The organism is Curvibacter fontanus (assembly GCF_054780335.1).
In genome coordinates, this window is the sequence record NZ_BAAGWN010000045.1 from 56175 (window position 1) to 81891 (window position 25717).

Below are 25717 nucleotides of genomic sequence, written 5' to 3' on the forward strand. Positions count from 1 at the left end.
CTTTCAGATGGACCGAACCGTTCCTGTACCGCCATGCAACACCAGAAGATTCTCATCCTCGATTTCGGCTCCCAGGTCACGCAGCTGATCGCGCGCCGTGTGCGCGAGGCGCATGTCTATTGCGAGGTCCATCCCTGTGATGTCACGGATGAGTGGGTGCGGCAGTTCGCCGCCGACGGCCAGCTCAAGGGCGTGATCCTGTCCGGCAGCCACGCCAGCGTCTACGAGGAAAGCACCGACAAGGCGCCGCAGGCCGTGTTCGGGCTGGGTGTGCCAGTGCTGGGCATCTGCTACGGCATGCAGACCATGGCCCAGCAGCTCGGCGGCAAGGTCGAAAGCGGCCACCAGCGCGAATTCGGTTACGCCGAGGTGCGGGCCCATGGCCACACCGCGCTGCTCAAGGACATCGCCGACTTCACCACGGACCAGGGCCACGGCATGCTCAAGGTCTGGATGAGCCACGGCGACAAGGTCACGGCCTTCCCGCCCGGTTTCAAGCTCATGGCTTCCACGCCCAGCTGCCCCATCGCCGGTATGGCCGACGAGCAGCGCCGCTTCTATGCGGTGCAGTTTCATCCCGAGGTCACGCACACCGTGCAGGGCAGGGCGATCCTGGAGCGTTTCGTGCTTGAGATCTGCGGCACCCGGGCCGACTGGGTCATGCGCGACCACGTCAAGGAGGCCGTGGAGGCCATCCGCCGGCAGGTGGGCGACGAGGAGGTCATCCTGGGCCTGTCCGGCGGTGTCGATTCTTCCGTGGCGGCGGCGCTGATCCATCGCGCCATCGGCGACCAGTTGACCTGCGTCTTCGTCGACCACGGCCTGCTGCGCCTGAACGAGGGCGACATGGTCATGGACATGTTCGCCGGCAAGCTGCACGCCAAGGTCATCCGGGTGGACGCCAGCGAGCTGTTCCTGGGCAGGCTGGCGGGCGTCAGCGAACCCGAGCAGAAGCGCAAGATCATCGGCGGCCTCTTCGTCGATGTCTTCAAGGCCGAAGCGGCCAAGCTCAAGGGTGAGGGCGCCAAGGGCGCCAAGTGGCTGGCCCAGGGCACCATCTATCCCGACGTCATCGAGTCGGGCGGCGCCAAGAGCAAGAAGGCCGTCACCATCAAGAGCCATCACAACGTGGGCGGCCTGCCGGAACAGCTGGGCCTGAAGCTGCTGGAACCCCTGCGCGATCTGTTCAAGGACGAAGTGCGAGAACTCGGCGTGGCCCTGGGCCTGCCGCACGACATGGTCTACCGCCATCCCTTCCCCGGCCCGGGCCTGGGCGTGCGCATCCTGGGCGAGGTGAAGAAGGAATACGCCGACTTGCTGCGCCGCGCCGACGCCATCTTCATCGAGGAACTGCGCAACTTCAAGGACGAGGCCAGCGGCAAGACCTGGTACGACCTGACCAGCCAGGCCTTCACGGTCTTCCTGCCGGTCAAGAGCGTGGGCGTGATGGGCGACGGCCGCACCTACGACTACGTCGTGGCCCTGCGTGCCGTGCAGACCAGCGACTTCATGACAGCCGACTGGGCCGAGCTGCCCTATGCGCTGCTCAAGAGGGTTTCAAGCCGCATCATCAACGAGGTGCGCGGCATCAACCGCGTGACCTACGACGTGAGCTCCAAGCCGCCGGCCACCATCGAGTGGGAGTAAGCGACGAGGGCGGGCTTAGCCCGTCCAGTGCTCCTGCCGGTGGATGAGGTAGGTCGGGGGCGCATAGCTGCCGGCTTCCGGCCCTTCCTGCGGGGGCAGAAGATGGGCCCGCAACTGCGCCGCCTCTGAATAGGCCTGCGCCACCTGGTCGGCCGCATCGAGCATGGCCGGGTCCTGGATCACCGTGTTGGCCTTGCCCCGGATCTGGACCATGCGCCAGGAACCGTCGTGGTTGCGCTGCAGCTCGATCGTCGCCGTGCGCCTGCCGTTGCGGCGCAGGGAAAAGACACGCGTGGCGCCACTGGCGCAGGCATTGACGTAGGTGCCTATGCAGTGCCGCTGCTCCAGCCCCTCCTCAGCCAGCAGAGAGCCGGTGTCCAGCTCCACTGCGAGAAAGAGGCCGGCCGTGTAGCGGGGGAGCAGGGCGGCCCAGTGCACGTCCTTCTCGGGATCGACGGTGATCAGCAGCGCACGGTGCCAGGCGCCGGAGCGACGGCACAGGGAGCGCCAGGTCGCCCCCTTGAGCACGGCCGTGTGCGAATAGACAAAATCGGATACGTCCTGTGCATCGTGCGGCAGATTGGCTTCGTCCTCCGGCGACAGGCGGGCGCGCATGACGGCGCGCAGGAAGATGCGCGCGTTTTCCTCGCGCAGAGGGCCCGGACGGCCCCGTGTGCGGTCGAGGATGCGTTCCATGCCGCGCAGGGCCGGCTGGCAGCGTTCAAGCCGCAGGGCTTCGTTCTGCAGCGCGCTGGCCAGCAGATTGATGAAGTGGGCGAAAGCGCGCAGGATGCGGGCCGAAGGCGGGAAAAACTGCAGCAGCGCTCGCAGCACCGCATGGTCCTGCCTGATCAGGAAACGCCAGCCCTGTGCGCTCATGCCGGCGTCCAGAAAGCGCGCCCGCACCGCGTCGAAAAACCCCGGCCCCAGAGGCAGTTGCAGGCCGGAACCCGGGCTCAGGCCCAGGTCCAGCAGCGGCAAACCACCCTCTCCGGGGCTGAAAGGCAGTTGTGACCGCCGCAGTGCCACATGGGCCACCTGGCCGAGGTTGGCGCCCGGGCCATAGATGGCCAGCGACAGCGTCAACACGGGCGGATCGAGCGCCTCGCGCAGCAGGGCTCCGCAATGGGCATCGTCGAGTTTCAGTTCGCCCACCTGCCGGATCCGGGCCTTGATCGGCCCGCGCTCGAGCAGCAGGCGCACGCGGCCATGGGCCAGCTGGAGCCGCGCCCGCCAGTCGCCGGGACCAGGGAAGGGGGCGGAAACCCCGTCGCGCATGGGCAGGTGCGGGTCAATGCCATCGGAGTAGGAGTGCTGGTGCAACAGGCCGTGCAGAGCCGAGAGGTCCTGCGCCGTCAGCAGGCGCGCCTGTTCCAGGCGCAGGGCGCAGTAGGCGGACTGCGTGTCGGCCATGTCACGCCAGCGGAAGCGCGCATTGCGGTTGACGAAGATCTGGAGTTCGTTGGCGTCAAGCTCGATCAGAAAGCCCCAGCACACGTCGCCACAGTGGTCGATGCTGGCGGCCGGCAGATAGGGCAGGCCGGCATGCCAGCCTTCCAGCCCGGGGAAGGCCGCGAAGGTTTCGGTCCAACTGCCGTGCACACGGCAGGTTTCCCCGAAGTGATCCTCGAAGCAGGCCTGGATGGCGGCGCTGGCGGCTTCGGCGGGGAAGGGTCCCTGCGCCGGGGTGATCATCTGCAGCGCGCGTGCATAGCTGCGCAGACGGGCATCGCCGACCTTTTGCAGATAGCGCAGCAGTTCGTTCAGCACGCCTTCGCAGCTGCGTTCGCCATGCAGCCGCAGCAGCTTCTTCTTGCCGTCGATCCGGAATCCCACCAGCGCGCCGCTCATGCCTGTTCCCGTCGTGCCCTGAACTTGTCTCTGTTGCGGCTAAAGATAGCAGAAAGTGTGTTTCATGGGGCGGCCCCGGATCGGCGTGACTGGCAGACCGGAACATGCCATCATAGGCAGGTGAGCAAGTCGGCCCGCGCTGTAGAAGTGCTGCCCCTGATCGACGGGGCGCCGGAAGCCTTTCGCTCGGTGGCGCCCCGGCAGCTCTGGCGTCTGGCCCCGCGTCGCACCCGCACCTTGATCTTTGGCGGCTGGCTGCTGAGCATGGTCTGCAGCATCGGCCTCGGCCTGATGACCGTGATCCAGCGGTGGTCCGGCCTGCCCCTGTCCTTCGGTGGCGTCGACATCTACATCACCGTCTACCCTCCCTTGCTGATCTGTCTTTGGTGGACCCTGAATTTCGGCTGGTGGTGGGGCGCCATCCCGGCCTATCTGGCCACGTTGTCGCTGGCACTTTATGCGGGCATGCCCTGGGCCTGGGCACTGCTGTTCGCCTGCGCCAACCCCCTGGGTTTTGCCGTGCTGGTGCTGGGTTACCGGGGCATTGCGGTCTCGCGCAGCCTGCGCACCCTGGAATCCCTGCTGGTCTACGCCCAACTGGCTTTCGTGGCCAGTGTCTTCGGTTCTGCGGGGGCGCTGGTCTGGTGCTACACCAACCGCATCGACACCACGGCCGTGCTCGCGATCTGGCAGGGCTGGTGGCTGGGCTCTTTCCTCCAGAGTGTCTTGCTGGCGGGGCCCCTGCTGTATGCCAGTGGGCCGGCCATCATGCGCTGGCAACTGCGCCATCCGGCCTATCTGAGCCAGGATGCCACGCAGGCGCGTCGGCGGGTCTTGCGGCTGATTGCCGTCATGCTGCTGGGGGTGCTGGCTTATGGTTTCGTGACCATCGGTCTGGGGAGTGGCCGGGTGGGGCGGGCCATAGCGCTCGGCGACGGGGCCGCGATCTTCCAGGCCGCCGAAATCATGCGCGCGACCAGCTGGGTGTTTTTCTGGATCTTCGCGATCATCATCCTGTTCCTGGTCTTTTTCGGCTACCGTCTTTTCATGCGCTGGCAGAGCCTGTCCAGTGAACTCATCCGCAAGCTGGAACAGGCCAATGCCGAGCTGGCCGTCATGGCGCGCACCGATGCCCTGAGCGGCTTGAACAACCGGCGCGTCAGTGAACAGTACATGACTGAGCAGTGGAAGCGGGCCCTGCGCGGCGAACCCTCGGGCCTGCTGATGATCGACATCGACCATTTCAAATCCATCAACGACCAGTACGGGCACGATGCCGGCGATGCTGTCATACGGGCCCTGGCCGGACAATTGCGTGCGCAGTTGCGTGGCATCGACATCGCCGGCCGCTGGGGTGGTGAAGAGTTTGTCGTGGTCCTGCCCAATACCGACCTGGAGGGCTTGCGCACGCTGGCCGAACGCCTGCGGGAACAGGTGGGACGAACCCCGGTTCCTTACGGCAAGCTCGAAATAAGCTACAGCATCAGCGTCGGGGCCGGCCTCATCGCGGCCGATGACCACTCGGCGGAGGCCGCCCTGAAACGGGTGGATCAGGCTCTGTATGCCGCCAAGCAGCAGGGGCGCAACCGTGTCGTCGTGGCCGAAGGGCCCTGAAGCCAGGGTCGCGCGGCCGCGATAGACTTCGGACTAGGGCCTGTTCACACTCATTTCACAAGATGCGTTGCGGATCAAAAAAGTCATGCCCCGGAGGGAACATGGTTAAAACCGCGCCACTCGCTGTTGCATTCCTAGCCCAGGCGGCCAGCCTGGGCGTCGTCGCGCGCCTAGATTGGTGCGGTTTTAACCCTGTTCGCACTTGCGAAATGAGTGTGAACAGGCCCTAGCACCATGTACCTGCCTCCCCAATTCAAATCCGAAGAACGCGCGCACGCCCTGGCCCTGATGCACGGGTATCCCTTTGCCAGCCTCATCAGCCTGGATGACGACAGCCTGCCCTATGTCACCCACCTTCCCCTGCATGTGCAGGAGGCGGGCGAGCAACTGGTGCTGCTCGGGCATGTGGCCAAGCCCAACCCGCATTGGCGCCACCTGCAGGCCCGGCCCCAGGCCGTAGTGACCTTCATGGGGCCGCACGCCTATATGTCGCCCGGTGTCTACCCGGATCTGGCACGGGTCCCCACCTGGAACTATCTGGCCGTGCATTGCACCGTGTCGGCTGCACTGGTCGAGGATGCCCAAGCCAAGGATGGTTTGCTGAAGAAACTCATCGGCGACCACGAACCTGCTTACGCCGCGCAATGGCGCAGCCTGGGGGAGGACTATGCGCACAAGATGCTCGCCGGCATCGTGGCCTTCGAGCTGCGCATCACGGCCCTGCAGTGCAAACTCAAGATCAACCAGCACCGGCCGGAAGCCCATGCTGCCATGAAGACGGCCTATGCTGCCGGCAGCGAGAACGAACGCGAACTGGCCACCTGGATGGAGCGACTGGGCCTGCATGGCAACCACTGACGAGCATTTCATGCAGTCGGCCCTGGCACAGGCCCGCCTGGCTGGGACGACCGGCGAGGTGCCGGTGGGGGCCGTGCTGGTGCATCGCGGTGAGGTGCTTGCGGTCGGGCACAACACCCCCATAGGTGGCCGCGACCCCACGGCGCATGCAGAGATCTGCGCCCTGCGTGATGCCGCCGCCCGGCTGGGCAACTACCGGCTGGAGGATTGCGAGATTTTTGTCACACTGGAGCCCTGTCCCATGTGTGCCGGGGCCCTGCTGCATGCCCGCCTGAAACGGGTGGTGTTCGGGGCGCCTGACCCCAAGACCGGTGCGGCCGGCTCCGTGCTGAACCTGTTTTCCCATCCGCAGTTGAACCACCAGACGGTGGTGCAGGGTGGCGTGCTGGCGGGAGAGTGCGGGACACTGCTGCAGGATTTTTTCCAGGCAAAGCGCGAGAGCCAGCGCCGTCTGAGCCAGCCGGTGCGCGAGGATGCATTGCGCACGCCGGAGGATCGTTTCATGGATCTGCCCGGCTACCCGTGGACGCCGCACTACCTCAGTGACCTGCCCGCCCTGGCGGGCCTGCGCCTGCACTATCTGGACGAAGGGCCACGGGAGGCGCCGCTGACCTGGTTGTGCCTGCACGGCAACCCGAGCTGGAGCTATCTCTACCGCAAGATGATCCCCGTGTTTCTTGCGGCAGGACATCGCGTGGTGGCGCCGGACCTGATCGGTTTCGGCCGCAGCGACAAGCCCAAGAAGGAGGGCATGCACAGCTTCAGCTGGCACCGCCAGGTGCTGCTGGAGTTCGTCGAGCAACTCGATCTGAAAAATATCGCACTCGTGGTCCAGGACTGGGGTGGTTTGCTCGGCCTGACCCTGCCCATGGTTGCGCCGCAGCGCTACGAGGGCTTGTTGCTGATGAACACCCTGCTGGCCACTGGTGACCGCCCTCTCACGCCGGGTTTTCTGGCCTGGCGCGAGATGTGTGCCAAAAAACCGGACTTCGACGTGGGCCGCCTGCTGGCGCGCGGCAACCCGCAGATGAACGAGGCGGAATGCGCAGCCTACAACGCGCCTTTCCCTGATCGCGGCCACCGTGCGGCTTTGCGCGCCTTTCCACCCATGGCGCCCGGGACGCCAGAGGCCGATGGCGCCGCCATCTCGTGCCAGGCGCGCGCATTCTGGCAGAACGATTGGCGGGGCCGCAGCCTCATGGCCGTGGGCATGCAGGATCCGGTGCTGGGCTGGCCTGTGATGCAGCTGTTGCAGCAAACGATACGCGGTTGTCCCGAACCCATGCGTGTCGAGGAGGGCGGGCATTTCGTCCAGGAGCAGGGCGAGACCATCGCACAGGCGGCACTTCGTCATTTCGCGCCCCGATAATCAGCAGCTTCATGAAAAAGCACATTTACATCTATTCCCCCTCGGGTGCCGTGCGCGACAAGGCGGCCTTTCGTCGCGGGGTCAAGCGCCTGCAGGCCCTGGGCCACGAGGTCGAGGTCGACGAAGCGGCGCTGGCCAGCCACCAGCGTTTTGCCGGTGATGACGCCACCCGCCTGGCCGCCATCGACCGGGCGACCGCCAGTGGCGCCGACGTGGCCATGATTTCCCGGGGTGGGTATGGTTTGACCCGCATCCTCCCCGGCATTTCGTACAAACGCGTGGCCAAGGCCGTGGACAAGGGCACGCAGTTTGTCGGCCTCAGTGATTTCACGGCCTTCCAGCTGGCCGTGCTGGCCCAGGCTGGGGCGGTGACCTGGGCCGGGCCCTCCCTGTGCGAGGGCTTCGGTGTGAGTGACCGGTCCGACGTGGCCGATGGCCATGGGGCCGGCGGACAGGGCGGCCCGGACGAGATCATGGAAGCCTGTTTCGACGACCTGATCCAGGGGCAGGGGGAAGGTGCGGGCTGGCGTCAGCACAAGGAGCGCGAAGCCGATATCGCCGCGGCCGGCGCATTCCATGCCCGGCGCCTGGGCGATGCCGCCGACTTCAAGGTGGACGACGGTGTGCTATGGGGGGGCAATCTGGCCGTGCTGTGCGCCCTGCTCGGGACGCCGTATTTCCCGGCCGTGAAAGAAGGCATCCTGTTTCTGGAAGATGTGACCGAGCACCCCTACCGGATCGAGCGCATGCTGACGCAGTTGTTGCATGCAGGTGTATTGGCCCGGCAGAAGGCCATCGTGCTGGGGCAATTCACCGGCTACAAGCTGGTGCCGCACGACCAGGGCTTCAAACTGCAATCCGTGATCAACTGGCTGCGCAGCCAGCTCAAGGTGCCTGTCCTGACCAACCTGCCTTTTGGACATGTACCCACCAAAGTCTTGCTGCCGGTGGGGCAGGCTTGCGATCTGGTGGTGCAGGGGCGTGATGTACTGCTGTTGTGGGGCGAACACGCCCACATGCATTAAAACGCGATCCGTGGCCTGAGGCTGTGCTGAACCAGTCCGTTCGCGTTGAGCCCTTCGACCCGGTTCAGGACAGGCCAGGCTCAGTCCGGACGGAGGGACTTGGTCGGCATTCCCTTAGCGGCTGAGTGCGCCGGGACGCGTGATCATGCCCTTGGGCAGCAGGCCCTCGAACATGCGGGTGATCAGGCGGATCTTCTGATTGGCCACTCCCTCGCCTTGCAGAGAGGAGATGGCCACCATGATGTCGGCACGCAGATACCAAAGACCTTGCAGGTCCGGCGCAAAAAGCACGCGCCGTTCAATGTGCGGGTAGCTGGTGCAGCCCTCGTCACCGAGGGAGTCGAGCATGGCTTGGCGGATGTCCTCGATGCGGACCGTGGCGCGAGTGTCCTCCACCATGGGACGTCCCAACAGCCCCTGCATGCTGCTGATGAATTGGCCGGCCAGTTTATGCATAGATGTTCTTGTATGTAGGGATCAACAGACTCAACGACTTCCGCAGGGTAATTTCGCTGCGGATTTCCCACAACAGATTTTTGCTCTGAATGTCATCCGAAAACAACATATAAATCAATAATTTACCCAAGATACATCAGGCAACACCGCAGGGCTGTATGCTTGTCCAGCCAGACTGGACCTGGGGTGAACCTCGGTATCCAAGCGTACGGCGATGCCCTAAACTGTCCACAGAAGAAATCAATCAAGTCCGCGCATGGGTGTCAACACCACCGTCGTTTTCACTGATCTCACTGGCAGTACCTCCGTTTTCGAGTCACTAGGTAACACCAGGGCCACACGAGCCGTGACCCAGCTGACGCGCTGGATCTGCGAGATGCTGCAAGCCCGCGGAGGGCAGGTCATCAAGACCTTGGGCGATGGCGTCCTGACGGTTTTTTCGGATGCCACGGTGGCCGTGAACGCCGTCGTCGAACTGCAGCGCCAGCACCAGATGAACCTCTTGCAGCAGCCTCTGGCCGAGCACCTGCCGATACGCGTGGGTGTGGCCAGCGGTGAGGTGGAAATCGTCAACGGGGATTGCTATGGTGATGCCGTCAATATCGCCTCCCGACTCAGCGATCTGGCGGGCCCCCATGAAATATGGGCTGAAAGCCCCGATCTGGACTATTCCAGCCGCGCCAATGGCATCCGTTACCGGTCGTTGGGCCCCATCAGTGTGCGTGGCCGGGTCGAACCCTGCAATGTGTACCAGGTCGAGTGGCATGAAGACCAGTCCACCGACTTCATCACCATGCAGGGCGACCTGGATCCCGTAAGCAAGGCGGCCAAGGCCGATGCCTTGGGCCAGGAAGTCCATCTCAGCTGGGGTGACCAGAAACGCGTCTTCCGGTCCTTCGAGTTGCCCGTGCATCTGGGTCGTATCCGGCATTGCGAGTTCGTCGTGGCCGATCCTCGTGTGTCGCGCACGCATGCCCGTCTTGAATGGCGCCACGGCCGGATCATGCTGATCGACATGAGCAGCTACGGCACCTGGATTCGTTTTGTCGGAGCGCGTTCAGAGCTGTTGCTGCGTCGCGAGGAGTGTGTTCTTCATGGCAAGGGCTTGATTGCCCTGGGGGCGTCCTTCACGGATGCCAGTGCGCCGACCGTGAGTTTTGAGGTCAATTGAGATGATTTTTTTCTTGAATTTATTATTTAACATAATATACATCGTATGAAGTAAAGTCACAGTTCCCAACATCGCAGAACCTGCAAACAGCTTAAATAAAGCTTCGAATATTTCTGAAGTAATGTTTCGAACAAATCAAGAAATATTCTTATAAATCAATGTGCTACGTGAATCTTTTAATGCTCAAACTTTGAGTATTCAGGAGGTAAAAGTCACCGCTGTTGGGCTGCATGGCAGCGCCAAGAAGATTGCGGTTTCCATGTCCAACAGCCACTGCAAAGCCACCGCCCAGGATCATTCTGTGGCGTCGTAGGCTGGGCGGCACTGGCCTTGGCCTACGGCGGCCTCGCCGCCATCCCGGCCGGTGTCCTGTTTGGATGGATCTGGAAAATCGGCGGACCGGCGCTGGCTTTCGGTGTCGCCGCGATAATTGCAGCAGCCAGTGCGCTCATCCTGGCCGGGTATTTGCAACGGGAGGAACAGCAATGAGAATTCTGGTGGTCGAAGACGAGCCGAAGACCGCGGCTTTCGTCCAGCGGGGTTTCACCGAGGAAGGTTTCGTCGTCGATGTCGCCACCGACGGCATGGATGGCCTGCATCTGGCCACCACCGGCGACTACGATGCCATCGTGCTCGACGTGATGCTGCCCGGGCGCGACGGCTGGTGGGTGATGCAGGAAATCCGCAAACAGCGCCCGGACCAGCCGGTGCTCCTGCTCACGGCGCTCGATGCCGTCTCACACCGGGTGAGAGGGCTGACGTCGGGAGCCGACGACTATCTGGTCAAACCCTTCGCCTTTTCGGAGCTGCAGGCCCGGGTGCGCAACCTGTTGCGGCGGGGGCCGGTGCGGCGGACGGAAGTGCTGAGCTACGGCGACCTCGACATGGATCTGGTGCGGCACCGGGCGGCGCGGGCCGGACAGCCGCTCGACCTCGCGCCCCAGGAGTACCGGCTGCTGGAATATCTCCTGCGCCATCCGGGTCAGGTGCTGACCCGCACCCGGCTCGCCGAACAGGTGTGGGACATGAATTTCGATGGAGACAGCAACGTCGTCGATGTCGCGTTCCGCCGCTTGCGGCGAAAGGTGGACGATCCCTTCGAGCGGAAATTGATCCATACCCTCCGCGGCGTGGGCTATGTCCTCGAAGCCCGGGACTGAGGCCGTGGCAGCTCTCGCGGGTCCGGCCGGGAACCAATCGAGATCCATCGCAGCCCGCCTCACGCTCTGGTATGCGTTGCTGAGCATCACCCTGATCGCGACGTCCGGCGGCGCTCTGTATTGGGTGCTGGCCGAGCGCCTGCGCCAGGAAGATGACCAGATGCTCGCCGGCCGCATCGCCGAGCTGCGGGCGATCCTGCTGCTCCACCCGCCCGGCTCCGCCATGCTCCGAGAGGAGGTTCAACGCGAAGCGACCATGCTCCCAGGCATTCAGATCCGCGTCCTGGATACCCGTGGTGAGGTCGTCATCGAGGCGCCCGCTGGCCATACGACGGTCTTTCACGGCTGGCCGCCGCAGTCGCTGGAGTCGGAAGCAGCGCACGGCTCGGACTGGCAGTCGGCCGAGGGCGGCATCTACCGTCTCATGTCGGCCCGGGCTGCAGTAGGCGCTGGGTTTACCGTGCAGGCGGCAATGAGCCGCTCAAAGGAAGAGGAACTACTGGCCGCCTACCGGCGGATACTATGGCTGGTCATATCCGCCGCCTTGGGGGTGGCCGTGGCGGCGGGCTACCTCATTGCCCACCGCGGCATGCGGCCCGTCTCGAAACTCGCGGCGCTGGTCGCCGAATTAAGCGCCGCCGACCTGCACCGCCGTGTCGGCGATGGCGCTTGGCCAAGGGAGTTGCAACCGCTCGCCACCAATTTCGACCAACTCCTGGCCCGGCTCGAAGACTCCTTTGCCCGGATGTCGCAGTTCTCCGCCGACATCGCGCATGAGTTACGCACCCCGCTGCATATCCTGCAGGGCGAAGCGGAACTGGCGCTGACCAGAGGTGGCTCGGACAATGCCTACCGCGCCTGCATCGAGTCGGCGGCGGAGGAGTATCAGCGGCTGGCCGCCCTGGTCGATGCCTTGCTCTTTCTCGCCCGCGCCGAACAACCGGATGCCCAGTTGGACAAGAAACCGCTTCCGCTGGAGCACGAAATCACCACCGTGTGCGACTTCTACCAAGCGCTGGCCGACGAGCAGAGCGTGACCCTGGTCGCCCAGGGGGCGGGGCAGGTCATGGCGGACACTGGCCTGTTGCGGCGGGCGTTGGGCAATCTCGTGGCCAACGCCTTGCGCCACACACCCGGCGGCGGGCACATCGTCATTGCGGCCCGGGAAACGCCGGACCATGCCGCCGAGATCACCGTCAGCGATACCGGCGACGGGATCGCGGTCGAAGACCTGCCTCACGTCTTCGATCGCTTCTACCGCGCCGACAGCGCTCGATCGCGGGGAAGCGCCGGCACTGGGCTGGGCCTGGCCATCGTCCAGTTCATCATGCAGTTGCACGGCGGCACGGTGTCGATCCAGAGCAAACTGCACCGGGGTACGACCGTCATCCTGAAATTCCCGGCCACCCCTATCACCGCCTGACAGGCCGGGACGGCTCACCGGAAGAGGAAAGCCACGGCCAGCATGAAGGCTGTGACGCTGGCCACGAGAACCGCTGCGGCGGCCATGTCCTTGGGCCCGGATTTCCGGATGCCGTTCAGGGTGCAGGCGGTCGGCCAGGTCCTCCGCGACGCAACAGCGTCGAAGATGACCAAACAGTCAGGTTTCGGTCATTTTCCGGTTCCCTTGGTGCCCGTATTCTTCCGTCCGCCTCGCACCGTCACCCGATGGCCGTGGGCCATTCCAACAATCCATCCGTCAAGAATGAGGGAAGATGAAGCGCTTATCCATTCCGCTCCTGTTGCTGCTCTCCGGCTGCGCGAGCTATACGCCCAAACCGCTCGATCCGGCCGCCCAGCAGACGGCGTTCGAGTTCCGGCGCCTGGACGCCCCGGAGGTCCGGCAGTTCGTCGAGCGCAGCGTGGGCCATGAGATTGCACCCTGGCCGCCGAAATCCTGGGACATCACGACCCTTACCCTGGCGGCGTTGCGCTTCCATCCCGACCTCGGGACCGCCCAAGCCGCGACCCTGCTCGCGCAAGCCCGCATCGTCACCGCTGGCACCCGGCCGAATCCGACCCTTGGGGCATCGTTGCAGAACAACACGGATACGCCAGCCGGCCAGTCGCCGTGGACCTATGGACTAGGCCTGGGCATTCCCATCGAAACGGCGGGCAAGCGCGACTACCGGATCGAACAGGCGCGACATCTGGCGCAGGCTGCCCGGCTGCGCGAAGCCGAAGCTGTATGGCAGGTGCGCAGCCGCGTGCGTGCGAGCCTGCTGGCCACCTACCCGACCGAGGCGCAGGTCGCCCGGCAACGCAACCTCCAGCAGGAGATCGCCCACGTGCTGGATCGCCGGTTCGCGGCAGGCTATGCCTCCCAGCCCGATCTCACCCAGGCGCGGCTCACCCTCAACCAGGCCACTCTGGCCCTTGCCGAGAACCGCAAGCAGGGGGCCGAGAATCTGGCGCGCCTGGCAGCGGCCGTGGGGGTGCCGATGAGCGCCCTCGAAGGCCGGGAGATTGCCTTCGATGGCTTCGATGGCTTCGAGCACATCGTGCAGCCCACCGAATTGCCGCCCGCTGGATTGCGGCGCCAGGCGCTGCTCGCACGGCCCGACGTGCTGGCCGCCCTCGCCGAGTACGAGGCAAGCCAATCCGCGCTGCAACTGGAAGTCGCCAAGCAGTATCCGGATATCTCCCTGGGGCCGGGCTATAGCTGGGACCAAGGGGCGGTGAAGTGGTCGCTCGGACTCTCCCTCGTGCTGCCGCTGATGAACCGCAACGAAGGCCCCATCGCCGAGGCCGAAGCGCGGCGCAAGGAAGCGGCCGCCGTCTTCCTGTCCACTCAGGCGAAAGCGATTGCCGAAGTGGACCAGGCCTTGGCCGGCTACGGCCATGCCGTCCGGATGTTCGAAACCGCCGATGTCCTGCTGCGCGAGCAGCAGAAGAAGGAGCGAGCCGCCGCCGCGGCCTTCCGGGCCGGCGAGGCGGACCGGCTGACGTGGCTCTCCGCCCGCTATGAGACCGCGGCCGCCGAGCTGGCGCGCATCAACGCCCTGTCGCAGGCACAACAGACCTTGGGCCGCATGCAGGACGCGCTGCGCCGGCCCATCGGGGAAGCCGCCATTCCCGCCGTGGCCGCCGAAGCGGTCATGACCAAAACCATTCGCAACGGAGAGCAACCGTGAACAAGAAAGCATTCATCGGGCTGGGGGTCGGGATCGCGGTCGCGGTCCTGGCCGTTTGGGGATTCATCGAGGGGCGCAAGGAGTTCGCCCTGGAGCAGGAGCGCGAGCGGCCGGTGCAGGTGCCATCGCGCGTCGTCGCCCACGCCGACGGCACGGCGGTGGTTTTCGACGCCGACACCCAGAAGCGGGCCGACATCGCTGTCGAACCCGTGCAGAAGACGACCCGGCGCGGCGAGATCGAGGCGCTCGCCATGGTCCTGCCTGCGCAAGAACTGATCGACCTGCGCAATACCCATATCGCGGCCCAGACCCAGGCCGACAAGAGCCAGGCGGCGCTGCAGGCATCGCGGCGCGAATACGAGCGGGTCAAGGCGCTGCACGGCGAGGAGCAGAACCTCTCCCTCAAGACTCTGGAGACGGCGGAAGCTGCATGGCGTGCGGATGAGGCGGTGGCCCGCGGCGCTGAAGAAGCGCTCGATGCGGTTGGGCGCGGCGCGCGGCAGAAATGGGGCGGCGTGCTGGCGTCCGCCATTTCCGGCAACGCTCCCTTGTTCCGGCGCCTGGCGGAACAGCAGGAAGTCTTGCTGCGGGTGGCGACACCCTCGGGAACGGGCGTGACGAAAGCGCCCGCCACGGTACGGGTCGCCGCGAACGACGGCAGCTTCCGCACCGCCCGCCTCATTTCGCCCTCGCCCCAGGCGGACCCGCGCATTCAGGGCACCACCTTCTTCTATGCCGCGCCGGCCGATGGGCTGTTGCCGGGCACCACCCTCACGGCTTACCTGCCGACGGGCGCCGAACAATCTGGCGGCATCGTGCCCGCGGCGGCGGTGGTCTGGTGGCAAGGCAAGGCCTGGATCTACCAGCGCAGCGCGCCGGACCGCTTCGTGCGCAAGGAGCTGCCGGCCGCCACGCCGGTCGAGCAGGGCTGGTTCGCGCCGGGAATGCTCAAGGGGACGGAACTGGTGGTACGAGGCGCCCAGATGCTGCTGTCGGAAGAGCTGCGCGCCCAGATTCAGGTTGGCGAGGAAGGCAAATGAAGCCGGCGCCTATCTCCGGCCCGCTCGCCGGCATCATCGGTTTTTGCCTGCGTTACAAGGGGGTCGTGCTTGCACTCGCGGTCCTGTTTGCCGCCTACGGTTTCTATGCGTTTTCCGGAGCCAAGTACGACGTGTTCCCGGAGTTCGCCCCGCCCCAGGTGACGATCCAGACCGAGGCGCCGGGTCTAGCGCCCGAGCAGGTGGAAGTGCTGGTAACCCAGCCTGTCGAGAACGCCGTCAATGGCGTGGCCGGTGTGGATGCGCTGCGCTCGCAGTCCATCCAGGGCTTGTCGGTGATTACCGTGACTTTCGATCCCAAGAGCGACATCTACCGCGACCGTCAGAATCTGGGCGAACGCCTAACCGCGCTAGCCACCCAACTGCCCCGCGGTGTGCGGGCGCCGTCCATGTCTCCACTGACCTCTTCCACCAGCGTCGTGATGGCTGTTGGTCTCACATCGGAGAAACGCTCCCTGATGGAGTTGCGCACCCTCGCCGACTGGACGCTCAAGCCGCGCCTGCTGGCCGTCCCTGGCGTCGCCAAGGTGGCGGTGTTCGGCGGCGAGGTCAAGGAGTTCCAGGTTCAGGTTCAGCCCGAGCGGCTGCTCAAGTATGGCCTGAGCTTAAGCGACGTCCTCGACGTCGCCCGCCGCGCCACGGGTGTGCGCGGTGCCGGGTTTATCGACAACGCCAACCAGCGCATCACCCTGCAAACCCATGCGCAGTCGCTCAGCGTCGAGCAACTCGCTCGCACCGTGGTGCGCCAACTGGACGGGGCCAACCTGACACTGGCCGACGTGGCCGAGGTCCGCGCCGCTCCTGAGCCACCCATCGGCGCCGCCTTGGTGGCCGGCATGACTGGGGTACAAGAGGGTCGGCAGGGATTCATGTAAATCCCAGCAGAAATTAGCCTAAGTCTATGATTCCATTGGCATTATGGTGGCGTCGAAATTCAAAGGACCAATCTTGCGCCGGAAATCCAGCGTGTAGTCCCCAAACCGATTGATGTGCGCCGTGCGAAACGGTGCCAAGCCAGCCAGAATCTCCAGCGTGATCTCGGTCCCCTCATCGCGGAGCTCCTGCAGAACCCGCGTCATGCCCACCACGTTATGCAGAATGATCATGTTGGCCACCAGGTGGTTGTACTTGATCACCTTGCGCTGCTCGTGCCGGATGTTCTCCGCAATGATCCCCTCTCCCCCAAAAAATGACCACTGCGCAAAGCCGTTGAACTGCTCGCTCTTGTTGGTCTCGGCGTGGATCACCTTGCGCAACCCGACATCACCGATGTAGCTCAGCAGGAACATGGTCCGGATGACCTTGCCGAGCTCTACAAATGCGAAATACAACTTGTTTTTTCGGCTGTAGGTGCCGAGCCGACGCAGGATGGCCGACGGCGTGATCTTGCCGGTCTTGATGGAAACCGCCACCCGCAGCATCGCCGGCAAATGCAATTCAATGAGTCGCCAGTCGATCACATCGCTGAACAGCGCATTGATGTTCCTGTAGGCATTGCCCGGCTCCGGGCGGTGGAATTTGAGGTCCTGAATACCCCGGATGCGCGGCATGAGCTGGATGCCCAGGAGGTGCGCCAGCGCGAAGACGGGGTAACTCTGGGCCTGTGTGTCCCCGTGAATCGTGTCCGGACGGATGTCCGATTCGTTGGTCATCAGCCCATCCAGGATGTGGATGCCCTCATAGGTGCCGCAGGAAATGAAATGGCTGAACAGCGCGATGAACTTGTCGGACACATGGTAGTAGCCGATACCCCCGTAGCCGCCATAACGGATATGGTGTTCGGACAGCAAGTTTTGCTCATACAGGTTCCACTTGGTGCCGTCGGCTGACGCGTGCTTGCCTGTGCCCCAGTAGCTTGGCAGTTCAAACTTGTTGTATGCGTTGATCACCTTGACGATGGCCTTGTCCAGCAGGTCTTCGCTCACGTATTTCAGGTTGAGCCAGGAAATCTGCCGGCGGCTCAGGCCTTTGATCGATTTGGCGGTCTGCACCGGCCCCAGGTTGCAGCCGTAGCAAAACAGCGTGGTGATGACGCGCATGCGCAAGTCCTCCAGGCGGCTGTCCGTCCCGGCCAGCGGCCGGAACAGCTTGTGGAGGTCCAGCCAGCGCTCGGTATCGATCATGACGTCCACGATGCTGGCCGCCTCCATCCGTTCGGTAATCAGGGTATCGATCCTCGCTGCAGCTTCCACGACTTCTGACCGTGGCGGTTTCCGGAGGATCAGGCGGCCATCGACGATCTCGGCATGGGCGTTTTCCGGGAAAGTGGCGTCGATGTCCCGGGCCCGCTGGGACATGGCGGATTTGAGCATCGCCACAAAGGTGCCGGGATCTGTCTCGATGCCGGTGACCTGGCCATAGTCACCCACCTCTTTTTCAAAGGTTTCGTCATCGACCAGCTGCTCGCGGTAATCGTCATAGCGTTCCCCGTACTTGATGAAGAGATCGCCCGACTTCAGGTCGTCTTTGACGGCATGCATGACCGCCAGTTCAAAATACCGACGGTGGACAGCCTCCGCCCGGCCCTTGCCGGATGGCCGGACCAGCACCAACCGCTTCCACTGGCCTGACATCCAGCGGAAATCCTTGTCTTCACTCAGGCCCAGCATGTCCAGCGGCACGATGTCCGCACGGTTGTCGCGCAGCTTGTAAAGGGCCTCGATCAGCCGCTCCACTACCTGGTCCTCGCTGCTGGCCTTGGGCGAGGCGATGCCGATGCAGTTGAGCAACTGGGCCCGGACCATCTTGTAGGGCTGCAGCAGGAAAGGCAGGTGGTTGCGGCCGGCATAGGCCAAGTGCTGTTCGCATTCGTTCAGCAGCTCGTCCACGTCGGCTACCAGGGTCGTGCCGATGGCATCCACGCGCTGGGTGTCCGTCCCCTCCAACTGATAGGCGCCCAGGATGTCTTTGAGCTGGCCAACTAGCATGTCGGTTTTTTGGACCCGCTCCTGCTGGAAGGAGAGCAATTTCTGCCTGGCGTTGTTTTCCAGGTTCTGCATGAGGCGAATAAACAGGTCGGCGGCATCATCCAGCGACTGGGCATGCTGCGCCCGGATGAAGATTACCGCCAGGGCATAGCGCTTTTGCGGTTTGAGCTCGGCCATTTCGGCCGCATTGAGGGCGCGCGCCAGGTGGCGGAACTGTTTGAGCTTGGGCACCGGCACGTCGGGCTTGGGAAGCTGTTCCACCAGGTACTGCAAGCGCCGGATGTGCTGGATGTAGGTACGCGTTTCCTTGTTGGTCGGCCGCTTGGGTTCGCGCTTGAGCATTTGCCAGGCAGAAACCGACGCCCCCGCGGCGGTTTTAAGCAAACTATCGATCAGGGTCCGGGTATGGGCTGTCAGCTGGTTAGTGATTGCGGAGAAATACCGGTTGTTGCTCTTTTCCCGGGCTCGAAAGGCCATCCGGTCCAGCGTCGAGAAGGCGGGCAGCTCGTAGCGATGGTGGACCAGTTCCTCCAGCATCACGTTGATGATGTCTGCCACTGCGTGTTTGGTCTCGGCCGCCGTGTCGGCCACGACCTCCAGCCAGGCGTGGCCCGCCGGATCCAGCGGCTTCACATTCAGGTGCCGGCGCAAAGCCGCAAAAAGCGCCGTGCGCAAGCCCGAGGCCTCGAAGCGCTTGAGGTCCACCGCCGGGGGCGGCCGAACCACACCCACCTGCTGCGCGATGTACTCCCGGATCACTAGCGGCACTTCGGCCAGGGAGATGAAATACCCCAGACGCTGGAAGACCTTCAGGTGGATCAATGCCGCCATGCGCGGCAAGGCGCGCTTGCCGATGCCGGCAGCCAGGAGTTGTTCATCCTCGGTCGGCGTGTAAAGCTCCGCCAGCTCACGCGGTGTCGGATCGAGTTTTAGGCTGGGATAGGCCGTCTCATGGAGCGTGGTCATTCGCGGGGACTACCCCGCCTGGCGGCAATGCTTCCCATCGCCTCAATCCCAATAGGTGTCGGTGGCGGGTTCGTGAAACGAGGTTTCCAGCAGGCACTGGTTGTCCTCGGCGATGCGGTACATGTCATCGAGCAGAGTGGCGATCACCTCGTCCAGCAGGTCGCGAGACAGATAGGGAACTGCCAGCTCGTAGAGCGTGCCCTCGGTGTTCAGGCGTTGCATGGCGAAACGCTCGAAGCAGGTCTGCTCGATTAGCCGGTGGCCACGGGCCAGGCCGCGCGACTGCTTGCTGAAACGGGCCAGCACCAGCGTGACGCGCAGGACCGCTACGGTCGTCGTCCCTTCTGCCTGTTCGGTCAGCAACAACAAAGGCGGCGGTGGCTGCGGAACTGCCGGGGCCAAGGCCGTCAGGCCCTGCTCGAACCGGGCCTGCAGGCTGGAACCCGACGTATCGAGGTAACGCATGGCCGATTTAACGTCCTTCCAGCCAACGTATTCCATCAGTTCCTTAATGTCCCAGCCGCTGGCGCGGGCCCAGCCGGCAAAGCCGCGGCGCAAAGAGTGGCTGCTGTATTCCTCGGGCGATTCGACACCGGCTTCGGCGAACAGGCTGCGCAACAACGGAATCAGGCTGTCGGCATGCAAACTTTCGTCGGCCACATTTCCCCAGCGGTCGATCTTGCGGAACACCGGACCCTCGATCAACCCGGCTAAGTCGATCCAGGCGTTGAAGGCAGTCACGGGGCATAAGCGGGACAGGGCTGGGCATTTGAAAACCCGGCCCTGAAACTGCCGGTCGCCTTTGCTGCGGCCCAGGTAGCAGGCCATGCCCTGGCCCGGCGTGACCTCGGTGTTCTCAACGCGCAGGTTGACCAGCTCGTCGGAGCGAAAGCCGCGCCAGAACCCCAACAACATCAGGCTGCGGTTGCGGGTGTGGCGCAGCAAGGCCGGCAGGTCGCCGGACTGCCGGGCGTTGCTGATGGCGGCATCAAGCCACTGATCAATTTGCTGGAGCACCGCCAGTTCCAAGGGGCGCGCGCGCTTTTCTGGCACGGCGTGAATCGAACGAATGCCTTTGAGGACCTGTCGCACCAGGGGGGACTTGGTAGGGTCTGCAAAACCTTGGTCGGTATGCCATCGGGACAGCGCTGCCAGCCGTTGACGAAGAGTGTTGATGGCCAGGGTAGCCGCGTGGTCGGCCAAGTAGCGGGAAATAGCGTCAGCCGTCGAAGGCAGCAGGCCTTTCCACTCTATTTCAAAATGGCGTATGGCCGAAGCGTAGCTCCGGCGCGTGTTGTCACGCTCGGCAGCCTCAATATACTGGGCAAGACGGGTCATGTCGTTGTCGTTACGGCGGGCTTCTTTGATCGGTCTGAAGGCAGCGATGCAGGACGCCGCAGTAAGCGGCGTCCGGGGATTCTCAGCGAGAGTACACGATTTGGATATCTAGAAAGTCTGATTGGCTGCGCACCTAGTAACTGCATTTTGGAAAGTCGATATGAATACCCGAATGAATAAACGACGGATTTACAGGCTGTTTTATCACCGTTTGCATGGTGAATTCCTCTGGAGATCGAAAGAGGAACAGGCTTGGCTCGATGTGGCCCCTGTGGGGCGTGAGTTTGGCAGCCCGGACTATGAGCGCCTTCAGGTCCTGGATCTTTACGCTGCAAGGCAAATGGAATGGGAGGTGGCCATACGCAAGCTTGGAATCGGTAGCCTCGAAGAGCTTGAACAGCAGATGCAGGCCGCAGGCCTGACATCGCCCGAACGCATCGACTGACTACATTAATGAAATGCGCAAACCGTCAGGCGTTGCGGCGCTAAATGAGGAACATTGCCGCAGCAACGACCGTGGGAAGCGCTGCGCCGAGGAGCAGCCCGCCAGCGCCGATGGATTCGTCATTGAAGCCCTGCTTGAGCAAGGCGACGCCTGCGGGATTGGGTGCATTGGCGATCACCGTCAAGCCACCGCCTGCCACCGCACCGGCTACCAACATGTACTTGGCAGGGTCGCTCATTCCCTCGATCAGTGAACCCAGATAGGTGAGCGCCGCGTTGTCAGTGATGGCCGTCAAGCCCAGCGCACCAAAAAACAAGGCGGTCGGCTCCAGACTCGACACGATGGGTTGCAACCACCATTGCTGCATGCCCCCGAGTACCACCAGTCCGGCAAGGAAGAAGCCGACGAGCAATGCCTCCTTCAGGATGAGGGGCGTCTGGTAGCGCGCGTAGGCCTGTGTGAAGCCCAGGAAGAGCAGGAACAGGCCAAGGAAAATCACCGGGTGGTGGGCGAACGCAACAACGCCCGCGAGGAAAGCAAGATGAATCGTGCTGACGACAGTTGGAATACGCTGTCTATCCAGCTTCAGTGATGTGGACGACTCGTGGGGAAAATGTCGGCGCAGCAGAAAAGTAATGACTGTTGCATTAATCAGCACGGCAATTACCGCCTTCCAGCCGAAGTGAGCCACCATAAAGGCACTGTCCCAGTTCCAGGTGGCTGCCACCATAAGAACGGGCGGCGCAGCGAAGGAGGTCAAGGTGCCGCCGATAGAAATGTTAACGAACAGCACCCCGAGGGTGCCGTATTTCAACCACTCCGGTATGCCGGGGCGGAACACTAGGGAGCTAAGCATCAGTGCGGCCAGCGTCATGGCCGCCGGCTCGGTGATGAGGGAGCCAATCAACGGCACCAGCGCCAGACACAGCCAGATCTGGGCAACGACGAAGCGCACCGGTGCGAGTCTCGCAAGAAAAGCCACCAAGGCCTGGATGAGCTCAACGACCGGTCGCGACGCGGCCACCACCATGATGACGAACACAAACAAAGGCTCGGTGTATTGCCGCGACTCTGCATATTCGATGGCTTGTGCGCCGCCCGCCACGAATGCCATCGTGGTGATGAGAACGACCGCCCAGAAGCCGAAGACCACCTCCACCTCCCCGAGCAGGTGGAACAATCCCGCATGACGCGGATGATGATTGGCCAGCCGCTCAAAAAATTTGGTCGAGAAAGTATGCACAAGGGCGATACCAAAAATAACGGCGGCGACGGTTTCAATATCGGGCATGGCAGATTGGTTCCGGTGGAAATTAACAGGCCAGATCTGAAGTCTGGTGCTTCGGTTGGTGGATCAGCGAAGCACAAGAACCGGCACCGTGCTGGTCCGCAGCAAGGTTGTTGTCGTGCTGCCAACAATGAATTGCCGGATACGAGAGTGGCCATAAGCACCCATTACCAGCAGATCTGCCGAATACACCTTGATGTAGTTCGGCAAGGCCGTTTCCGGGTTCCCGGCTTCCAGTGACACCCGCACTTCGAAACCGGCCGCCAATAGTGTGGAACCAGCCCACTGCAGCTGGGTTCCAAGCTCCGCGCTGCCATCGCCGGTCATCACCACATCACAGCGCAGGCCTTTGAGTAGCGGACTTGCGGCAACTGTTTCTATCATTTTTCGGGCGGTTGGGCTGCCGTCAAAAGCAATCACAAATCGTTTCAGTTCCCTGAACTCAGCCGCGGCGACCAGTATGGGGCGATGCACAGAACGGATAGCGCGTTCCACGTTGTGATCGAGATGCAGCTTGCTGCCAGGTTCGGCCGTGTGATGCTGTCCGAGTACGAACAACCTGGCATCCGGTTCCAGATCGACTAGCGCTTCAACCAGGCTACCGTGGCGCTGGCGGCTGTCCACTGTGGCCAGCCCAGTTTCTTTGGCGCGGCGCACCACGCCATCCAGCAGCGCTCGTCCGTGCTGTTGCGCCAGCGTGCTGCGCTTTTCATCGAGCTCACCGAGTTCTTTCAGCAGCGACTCCTGGGTGCCCAGGCCAATGCTGCCGCTGAAGTCGGTGACCGCCGCCTGTTCCGGGTGGCGGTCCAGTACATGCAAAAACTCCAGCGGCGTGCCCAGACGCTGCGCAGCCCAGGTGGCGTGGTCGCAAACGCTGGCCGTGTAAGCCGCACCGTCGACGCAGGCAATGACTTTATTCATGATGTCTGTCTCCTTGTGTTTAATGGCCCATGAGGCGCTCAACTGCGTCGGGCTTGTCGTGTACCGCGAACTTGTCCACCAGTGTCGCGCTGGCTTCGTTCAGGCCCAGTACTTCGACGGCGGTGCCTTCGCGGCGGAACTTCATAACCACCTTGTCGAGCGCGTTCACGGCAGTGATGTCCCAGAAGTGGGTTCTGCTCACGTCAATGCGCACACGCTCGATGACCTCCTTGAAGTCAAAGCTTGCGGTGAAGCTGTCTGCCGATGCAAAAAACACCTGCCCGACCACGGTGTAGGCCCGGCCTTTGCCGTCATCGATGCTTTCGCTATCCACCCGCAGTACGCGGCCAACCTTGTGCGCAAAGAAGATGCCGCTGAGCAGCACGCCGACAAACACGCCCTTTGCCAGGTCATGGGTCGCCACCACGACAACCACGGTGGCAATCATGACGATGCTGGAGCTGGGCGGGTGCTTGCGGAGGTTCTTGAGCGACTCCCAACTGAAGGTACCGATGGACACCATGATCATGACGGCCACGAGCGCAGCCATCGGGATCTGTTTGACCCATTGGCCAAGGAACACCACCATGATGAGCAGGAACACGCCTGCGGCCAGGGCGGACAGGCGGCCGCGACCGCCCGATTTCACGTTGATAACCGACTGGCCGATCATGGCGCAACCCGCCATCCCACCCAGAAAGCCCGATGCGATGTTGGCAATGCCTTGTCCTGCGCATTCACGGTTCTTGTTGCTCGGTGTGTCGGTCAGGTCATCGACGATGGATGCCGTCATCATCGACTCCAGCAGTCCGACGACCGCCAGCGTCACCGAATACGGAAAGATGATGCGCAAGGTGTCAAACGTCAGAGGCACGTCCGGCAGCAGGAAGACCGGCAGGCTGTCCGGCAACTGCCCCATGTCACCCACGGTGCGGATGTTCAGGCCCATCACCATGGCAACGCCGGTCAGCACCACAATGCACACCAGTGGAGAAGGCACGGCCTTTGTCAGCAACGGGAACAGGTAGATGATGCCCAGTCCGGCGGCGACCATGGCGTAGACCATCCACGGCGCACCGATCAGCTCGGGCAGCTGCGCCATGAAGATCAGGATGGCCAGCGCATTGACGAAGCCGGTCACGACAGAGCGCGAGACAAAACGCATCAACACGCCCAGGCGCAACCAGCCAGCAAGAATCTGCAGCACACCTGTCAGCAAGGTCGCCGCCAGCAGGTATTGCAGTCCGTGGTCTTTGACCAGTGTCACCATCACCAGCGCCATGGCGCCCGTGGCGGCAGAAATCATGCCCGGCCGGCCACCCGTGAAGGCAATCACGACGGCTATGCAAAACGAGGCGTAAAGCCCGACCTTGGGATCTACTCCGGCAATGATTGAAAAGGCGATGGCTTCCGGAATGAGGGCCAGCGCGACGACGATGCCGGCCAGCAAATCGCCCCGGATATTGGATAGCCAATCCTGGCGTAAAGAATTCTTGAATTGCATAAATGAAATAGCTACAGCGCCTGCGCGAGGCAGGGCCTGGGATCAAAGAAGAGTGGCGCGCGCGGCGCCGCAAGGTGCTCGCAAGGAGCTGACAGGAAAGGCGATTAAGGCGGGGTGACCGAGCAGAAATAACCGCGCGGCAGCATACTCACCGGAGGGTCTTCCGGGTTGGCTTGGACATTGCGACCAGCTTGCTGCATTGCATCATTGTACTGCGCGTGGTTCAGCAGAACGCTGTCCAATGGGCGCCAGGCGCCCGGCCAGAGGCGCTCAGGCAAACTGAAGCTCGATCTTGCCGGCACGCCGGCGTACTGGGCCGACCACGATCTTCACATCGTGGCCCAGCCTCGCCACCAGTTCCAGCAACTTGGCTTCGCTGACACCGCGGAACTGGCCGCGCGTGATGCGCGAGACCTTGGACTGGTCAATCCCCAGCAACGTAGCCGCATCTTCCTGCGTCAGGCGTCGCGCCTTGATCGCACGGGCAATCTCGCCGGCCAGTTGGGACTTGCGCTGCATCTCGGCCGCGTCGGTGTAACCCAGGTCGGCGTAGACGTTGGTGCTGCCTTCTTCGATCGTGATGCTTGCGTGGACATTCATTTTTTAGCTCCTTGCTGTGCCTGCCAAACCTCGAAATCCTGCTTCGCGGCCTTCAAGCGTGTGTTGATCAAATCCAGGTCCGGTTTCGGCGTGGCGATACCACTCTTGGACTTCTTCTGGAAGCAGTGCAGGACATAAACCCAGCCGGCGAACTTGACGGTGTAGACGGCCCGATAGGTATCTCCCTGGTGGTCCTCGACCACCTCCAGCACGCCGGCCGAACCAAAACCCGTCATCACCTTGGCATCCTGGTGCTTGCCGCCGGCCTGGGCCAGGTCGATGGCGTGACCGAAAACGTCTTTGACATCGTCGGGCATCGCATCCAGATCGCGTTTGGCGGAACTGACCCATTTGACGGGTTTGCGGGCTGGCTTCGACATCGCCT

General features: G+C 63.2%; 22 protein-coding genes. 13 read left to right on the forward strand and 9 right to left on the reverse strand.

What is annotated here, in order from left to right; genetic code table 11:
• Nucleotides 1–33 precede the first annotated feature (33 nt).
• The gene (gene guaA, locus ACYVH8_RS15920) at nucleotides 34–1647 is read left to right on the forward strand and encodes a glutamine-hydrolyzing GMP synthase (RefSeq protein WP_460489790.1); all 1614 of its coding nucleotides are present in this window, start codon (nucleotides 34–36) and stop codon (nucleotides 1645–1647) included.
• A 15-nt stretch (nucleotides 1648–1662) separates the two neighbouring features.
• Here the strand turns inward: guaA and ACYVH8_RS15925 are convergent, their stop codons facing one another.
• Nucleotides 1663–3498: a PcfJ domain-containing protein gene (locus ACYVH8_RS15925; protein ID WP_460489791.1), complete on the reverse strand. Its 1836-nt coding sequence runs from the start codon at nucleotides 3496–3498 to the stop codon at nucleotides 1663–1665.
• A 120-nt stretch (nucleotides 3499–3618) separates the two neighbouring features.
• Here ACYVH8_RS15925 and ACYVH8_RS15930 point away from each other — a divergent pair, with 120 nt between their 5' ends.
• The 4 genes from ACYVH8_RS15930 (at nucleotide 3619) to ACYVH8_RS15945 (ending at nucleotide 8364) form a co-directional block, all read left to right on the forward strand.
• Nucleotides 3619–5112: a sensor domain-containing diguanylate cyclase gene (locus tag ACYVH8_RS15930; RefSeq protein WP_460489792.1), complete on the forward strand. Its 1494-nt coding sequence runs from the start codon at nucleotides 3619–3621 to the stop codon at nucleotides 5110–5112.
• 234 nt (nucleotides 5113–5346) lie between these two features.
• A complete protein-coding gene (locus tag ACYVH8_RS15935; RefSeq protein WP_460489793.1) occupies nucleotides 5347–5970 on the forward strand; it encodes an FMN-binding negative transcriptional regulator in 624 nt (207 codons plus the stop codon).
• Nucleotides 5957–7339 (forward strand): tRNA adenosine(34) deaminase TadA, encoded by a 1383-nt coding sequence (gene tadA, locus ACYVH8_RS15940; protein ID WP_460489794.1) that lies wholly within the window; start codon nucleotides 5957–5959, stop codon nucleotides 7337–7339. The genes ACYVH8_RS15935 and tadA overlap by 14 nt, the downstream gene beginning before the upstream one ends.
• A gap of 11 nt (nucleotides 7340–7350) precedes the next feature.
• Complete coding sequence (locus ACYVH8_RS15945) at nucleotides 7351–8364, forward strand: LD-carboxypeptidase (RefSeq protein ID WP_460489795.1); 1014 nt, start codon at nucleotides 7351–7353, stop codon at nucleotides 8362–8364.
• A 114-nt stretch (nucleotides 8365–8478) separates the two neighbouring features.
• Here the strand turns inward: ACYVH8_RS15945 and ACYVH8_RS15950 are convergent, their stop codons facing one another.
• Nucleotides 8479–8820: a hypothetical protein gene (locus ACYVH8_RS15950; protein WP_460489796.1), complete on the reverse strand. Its 342-nt coding sequence runs from the start codon at nucleotides 8818–8820 to the stop codon at nucleotides 8479–8481.
• A gap of 256 nt (nucleotides 8821–9076) precedes the next feature.
• Here ACYVH8_RS15950 and ACYVH8_RS15955 point away from each other — a divergent pair, with 256 nt between their 5' ends.
• The 7 genes from ACYVH8_RS15955 (at nucleotide 9077) to ACYVH8_RS15985 (ending at nucleotide 16218) form a co-directional block, all read left to right on the forward strand.
• Nucleotides 9077–9991, forward strand: coding sequence for an adenylate/guanylate cyclase domain-containing protein (locus ACYVH8_RS15955; protein WP_460489797.1), 915 nt, complete (start codon nucleotides 9077–9079; stop codon nucleotides 9989–9991).
• 330 nt (nucleotides 9992–10321) lie between these two features.
• Nucleotides 10322–10480 carry a hypothetical protein gene (locus ACYVH8_RS15960; protein ID WP_460489798.1) on the forward strand — a complete coding sequence of 53 codons (159 nt, stop codon included), beginning with the start codon at nucleotides 10322–10324 and terminating at the stop codon, nucleotides 10478–10480.
• Nucleotides 10477–11151, forward strand: coding sequence for a heavy metal response regulator transcription factor (locus ACYVH8_RS15965; RefSeq protein ID WP_460489799.1), 675 nt, complete (start codon nucleotides 10477–10479; stop codon nucleotides 11149–11151). The genes ACYVH8_RS15960 and ACYVH8_RS15965 overlap by 4 nt, the downstream gene beginning before the upstream one ends.
• On the forward strand, nucleotides 11129–12574 hold the full coding sequence (locus ACYVH8_RS15970) for a heavy metal sensor histidine kinase (protein ID WP_460489800.1): 1446 nt from the start codon (nucleotides 11129–11131) through the stop codon (nucleotides 12572–12574). Before ACYVH8_RS15965 ends, ACYVH8_RS15970 begins: the two co-directional genes overlap by 23 nt.
• Nucleotides 12575–12866: 292 nt before the next feature.
• Nucleotides 12867–14285, forward strand: coding sequence for a TolC family protein (locus ACYVH8_RS15975; RefSeq protein ID WP_460489801.1), 1419 nt, complete (start codon nucleotides 12867–12869; stop codon nucleotides 14283–14285).
• A complete protein-coding gene (locus ACYVH8_RS15980; protein ID WP_460489802.1) occupies nucleotides 14282–15325 on the forward strand; it encodes an efflux RND transporter periplasmic adaptor subunit in 1044 nt (347 codons plus the stop codon). The genes ACYVH8_RS15975 and ACYVH8_RS15980 overlap by 4 nt, the downstream gene beginning before the upstream one ends.
• Nucleotides 15322–16218: an efflux RND transporter permease subunit gene (locus ACYVH8_RS15985; protein ID WP_460489803.1), complete on the forward strand. Its 897-nt coding sequence runs from the start codon at nucleotides 15322–15324 to the stop codon at nucleotides 16216–16218. The genes ACYVH8_RS15980 and ACYVH8_RS15985 overlap by 4 nt, the downstream gene beginning before the upstream one ends.
• A 24-nt stretch (nucleotides 16219–16242) precedes the next feature.
• Here the strand turns inward: ACYVH8_RS15985 and ACYVH8_RS15990 are convergent, their stop codons facing one another.
• Together ACYVH8_RS15990 and ACYVH8_RS15995 are read right to left on the reverse strand one after the other, a co-directional pair.
• Nucleotides 16243–19236 carry a Tn3 family transposase gene (locus ACYVH8_RS15990; RefSeq protein WP_460489804.1) on the reverse strand — a complete coding sequence of 998 codons (2994 nt, stop codon included), beginning with the start codon at nucleotides 19234–19236 and terminating at the stop codon, nucleotides 16243–16245.
• 42 nt (nucleotides 19237–19278) lie between these two features.
• On the reverse strand, nucleotides 19279–20574 hold the full coding sequence (locus ACYVH8_RS15995; RefSeq protein ID WP_460489805.1) for a site-specific integrase: 1296 nt from the start codon (nucleotides 20572–20574) through the stop codon (nucleotides 19279–19281).
• 160 nt (nucleotides 20575–20734) lie between these two features.
• Here ACYVH8_RS15995 and ACYVH8_RS16000 point away from each other — a divergent pair, with 160 nt between their 5' ends.
• Complete coding sequence (locus tag ACYVH8_RS16000) at nucleotides 20735–21019, forward strand: hypothetical protein (RefSeq protein ID WP_460489806.1); 285 nt, start codon at nucleotides 20735–20737, stop codon at nucleotides 21017–21019.
• Nucleotides 21020–21059: 40 nt separating this feature from the next.
• On the opposite strand, the gene ACYVH8_RS16005 is transcribed toward ACYVH8_RS16000, so the two are convergent.
• The 5 genes from ACYVH8_RS16005 to ACYVH8_RS16025 form a co-directional block, all read right to left on the reverse strand.
• Nucleotides 21060–22310 (reverse strand): putative Na+/H+ antiporter, encoded by a 1251-nt coding sequence (locus ACYVH8_RS16005; protein WP_460489807.1) that lies wholly within the window; start codon nucleotides 22308–22310, stop codon nucleotides 21060–21062.
• Between the two features lie 63 nt (nucleotides 22311–22373).
• Nucleotides 22374–23228 (reverse strand): universal stress protein, encoded by an 855-nt coding sequence (locus tag ACYVH8_RS16010; protein ID WP_460489808.1) that lies wholly within the window; start codon nucleotides 23226–23228, stop codon nucleotides 22374–22376.
• Nucleotides 23229–23247: 19 nt separating this feature from the next.
• Complete coding sequence (locus ACYVH8_RS16015) at nucleotides 23248–24732, reverse strand: SulP family inorganic anion transporter (RefSeq protein ID WP_460489809.1); 1485 nt, start codon at nucleotides 24730–24732, stop codon at nucleotides 23248–23250.
• 270 nt (nucleotides 24733–25002) lie between these two features.
• Nucleotides 25003–25332, reverse strand: coding sequence for a helix-turn-helix domain-containing protein (locus tag ACYVH8_RS16020; protein ID WP_460489810.1), 330 nt, complete (start codon nucleotides 25330–25332; stop codon nucleotides 25003–25005).
• The gene (locus ACYVH8_RS16025) at nucleotides 25329–25712 is read right to left on the reverse strand and encodes a type II toxin-antitoxin system RelE/ParE family toxin (RefSeq protein ID WP_460489811.1); all 384 of its coding nucleotides are present in this window, start codon (nucleotides 25710–25712) and stop codon (nucleotides 25329–25331) included. The genes ACYVH8_RS16020 and ACYVH8_RS16025 overlap by 4 nt, the downstream gene beginning before the upstream one ends.
• Between the last annotated feature and the right edge of the window lie 5 nt (nucleotides 25713–25717).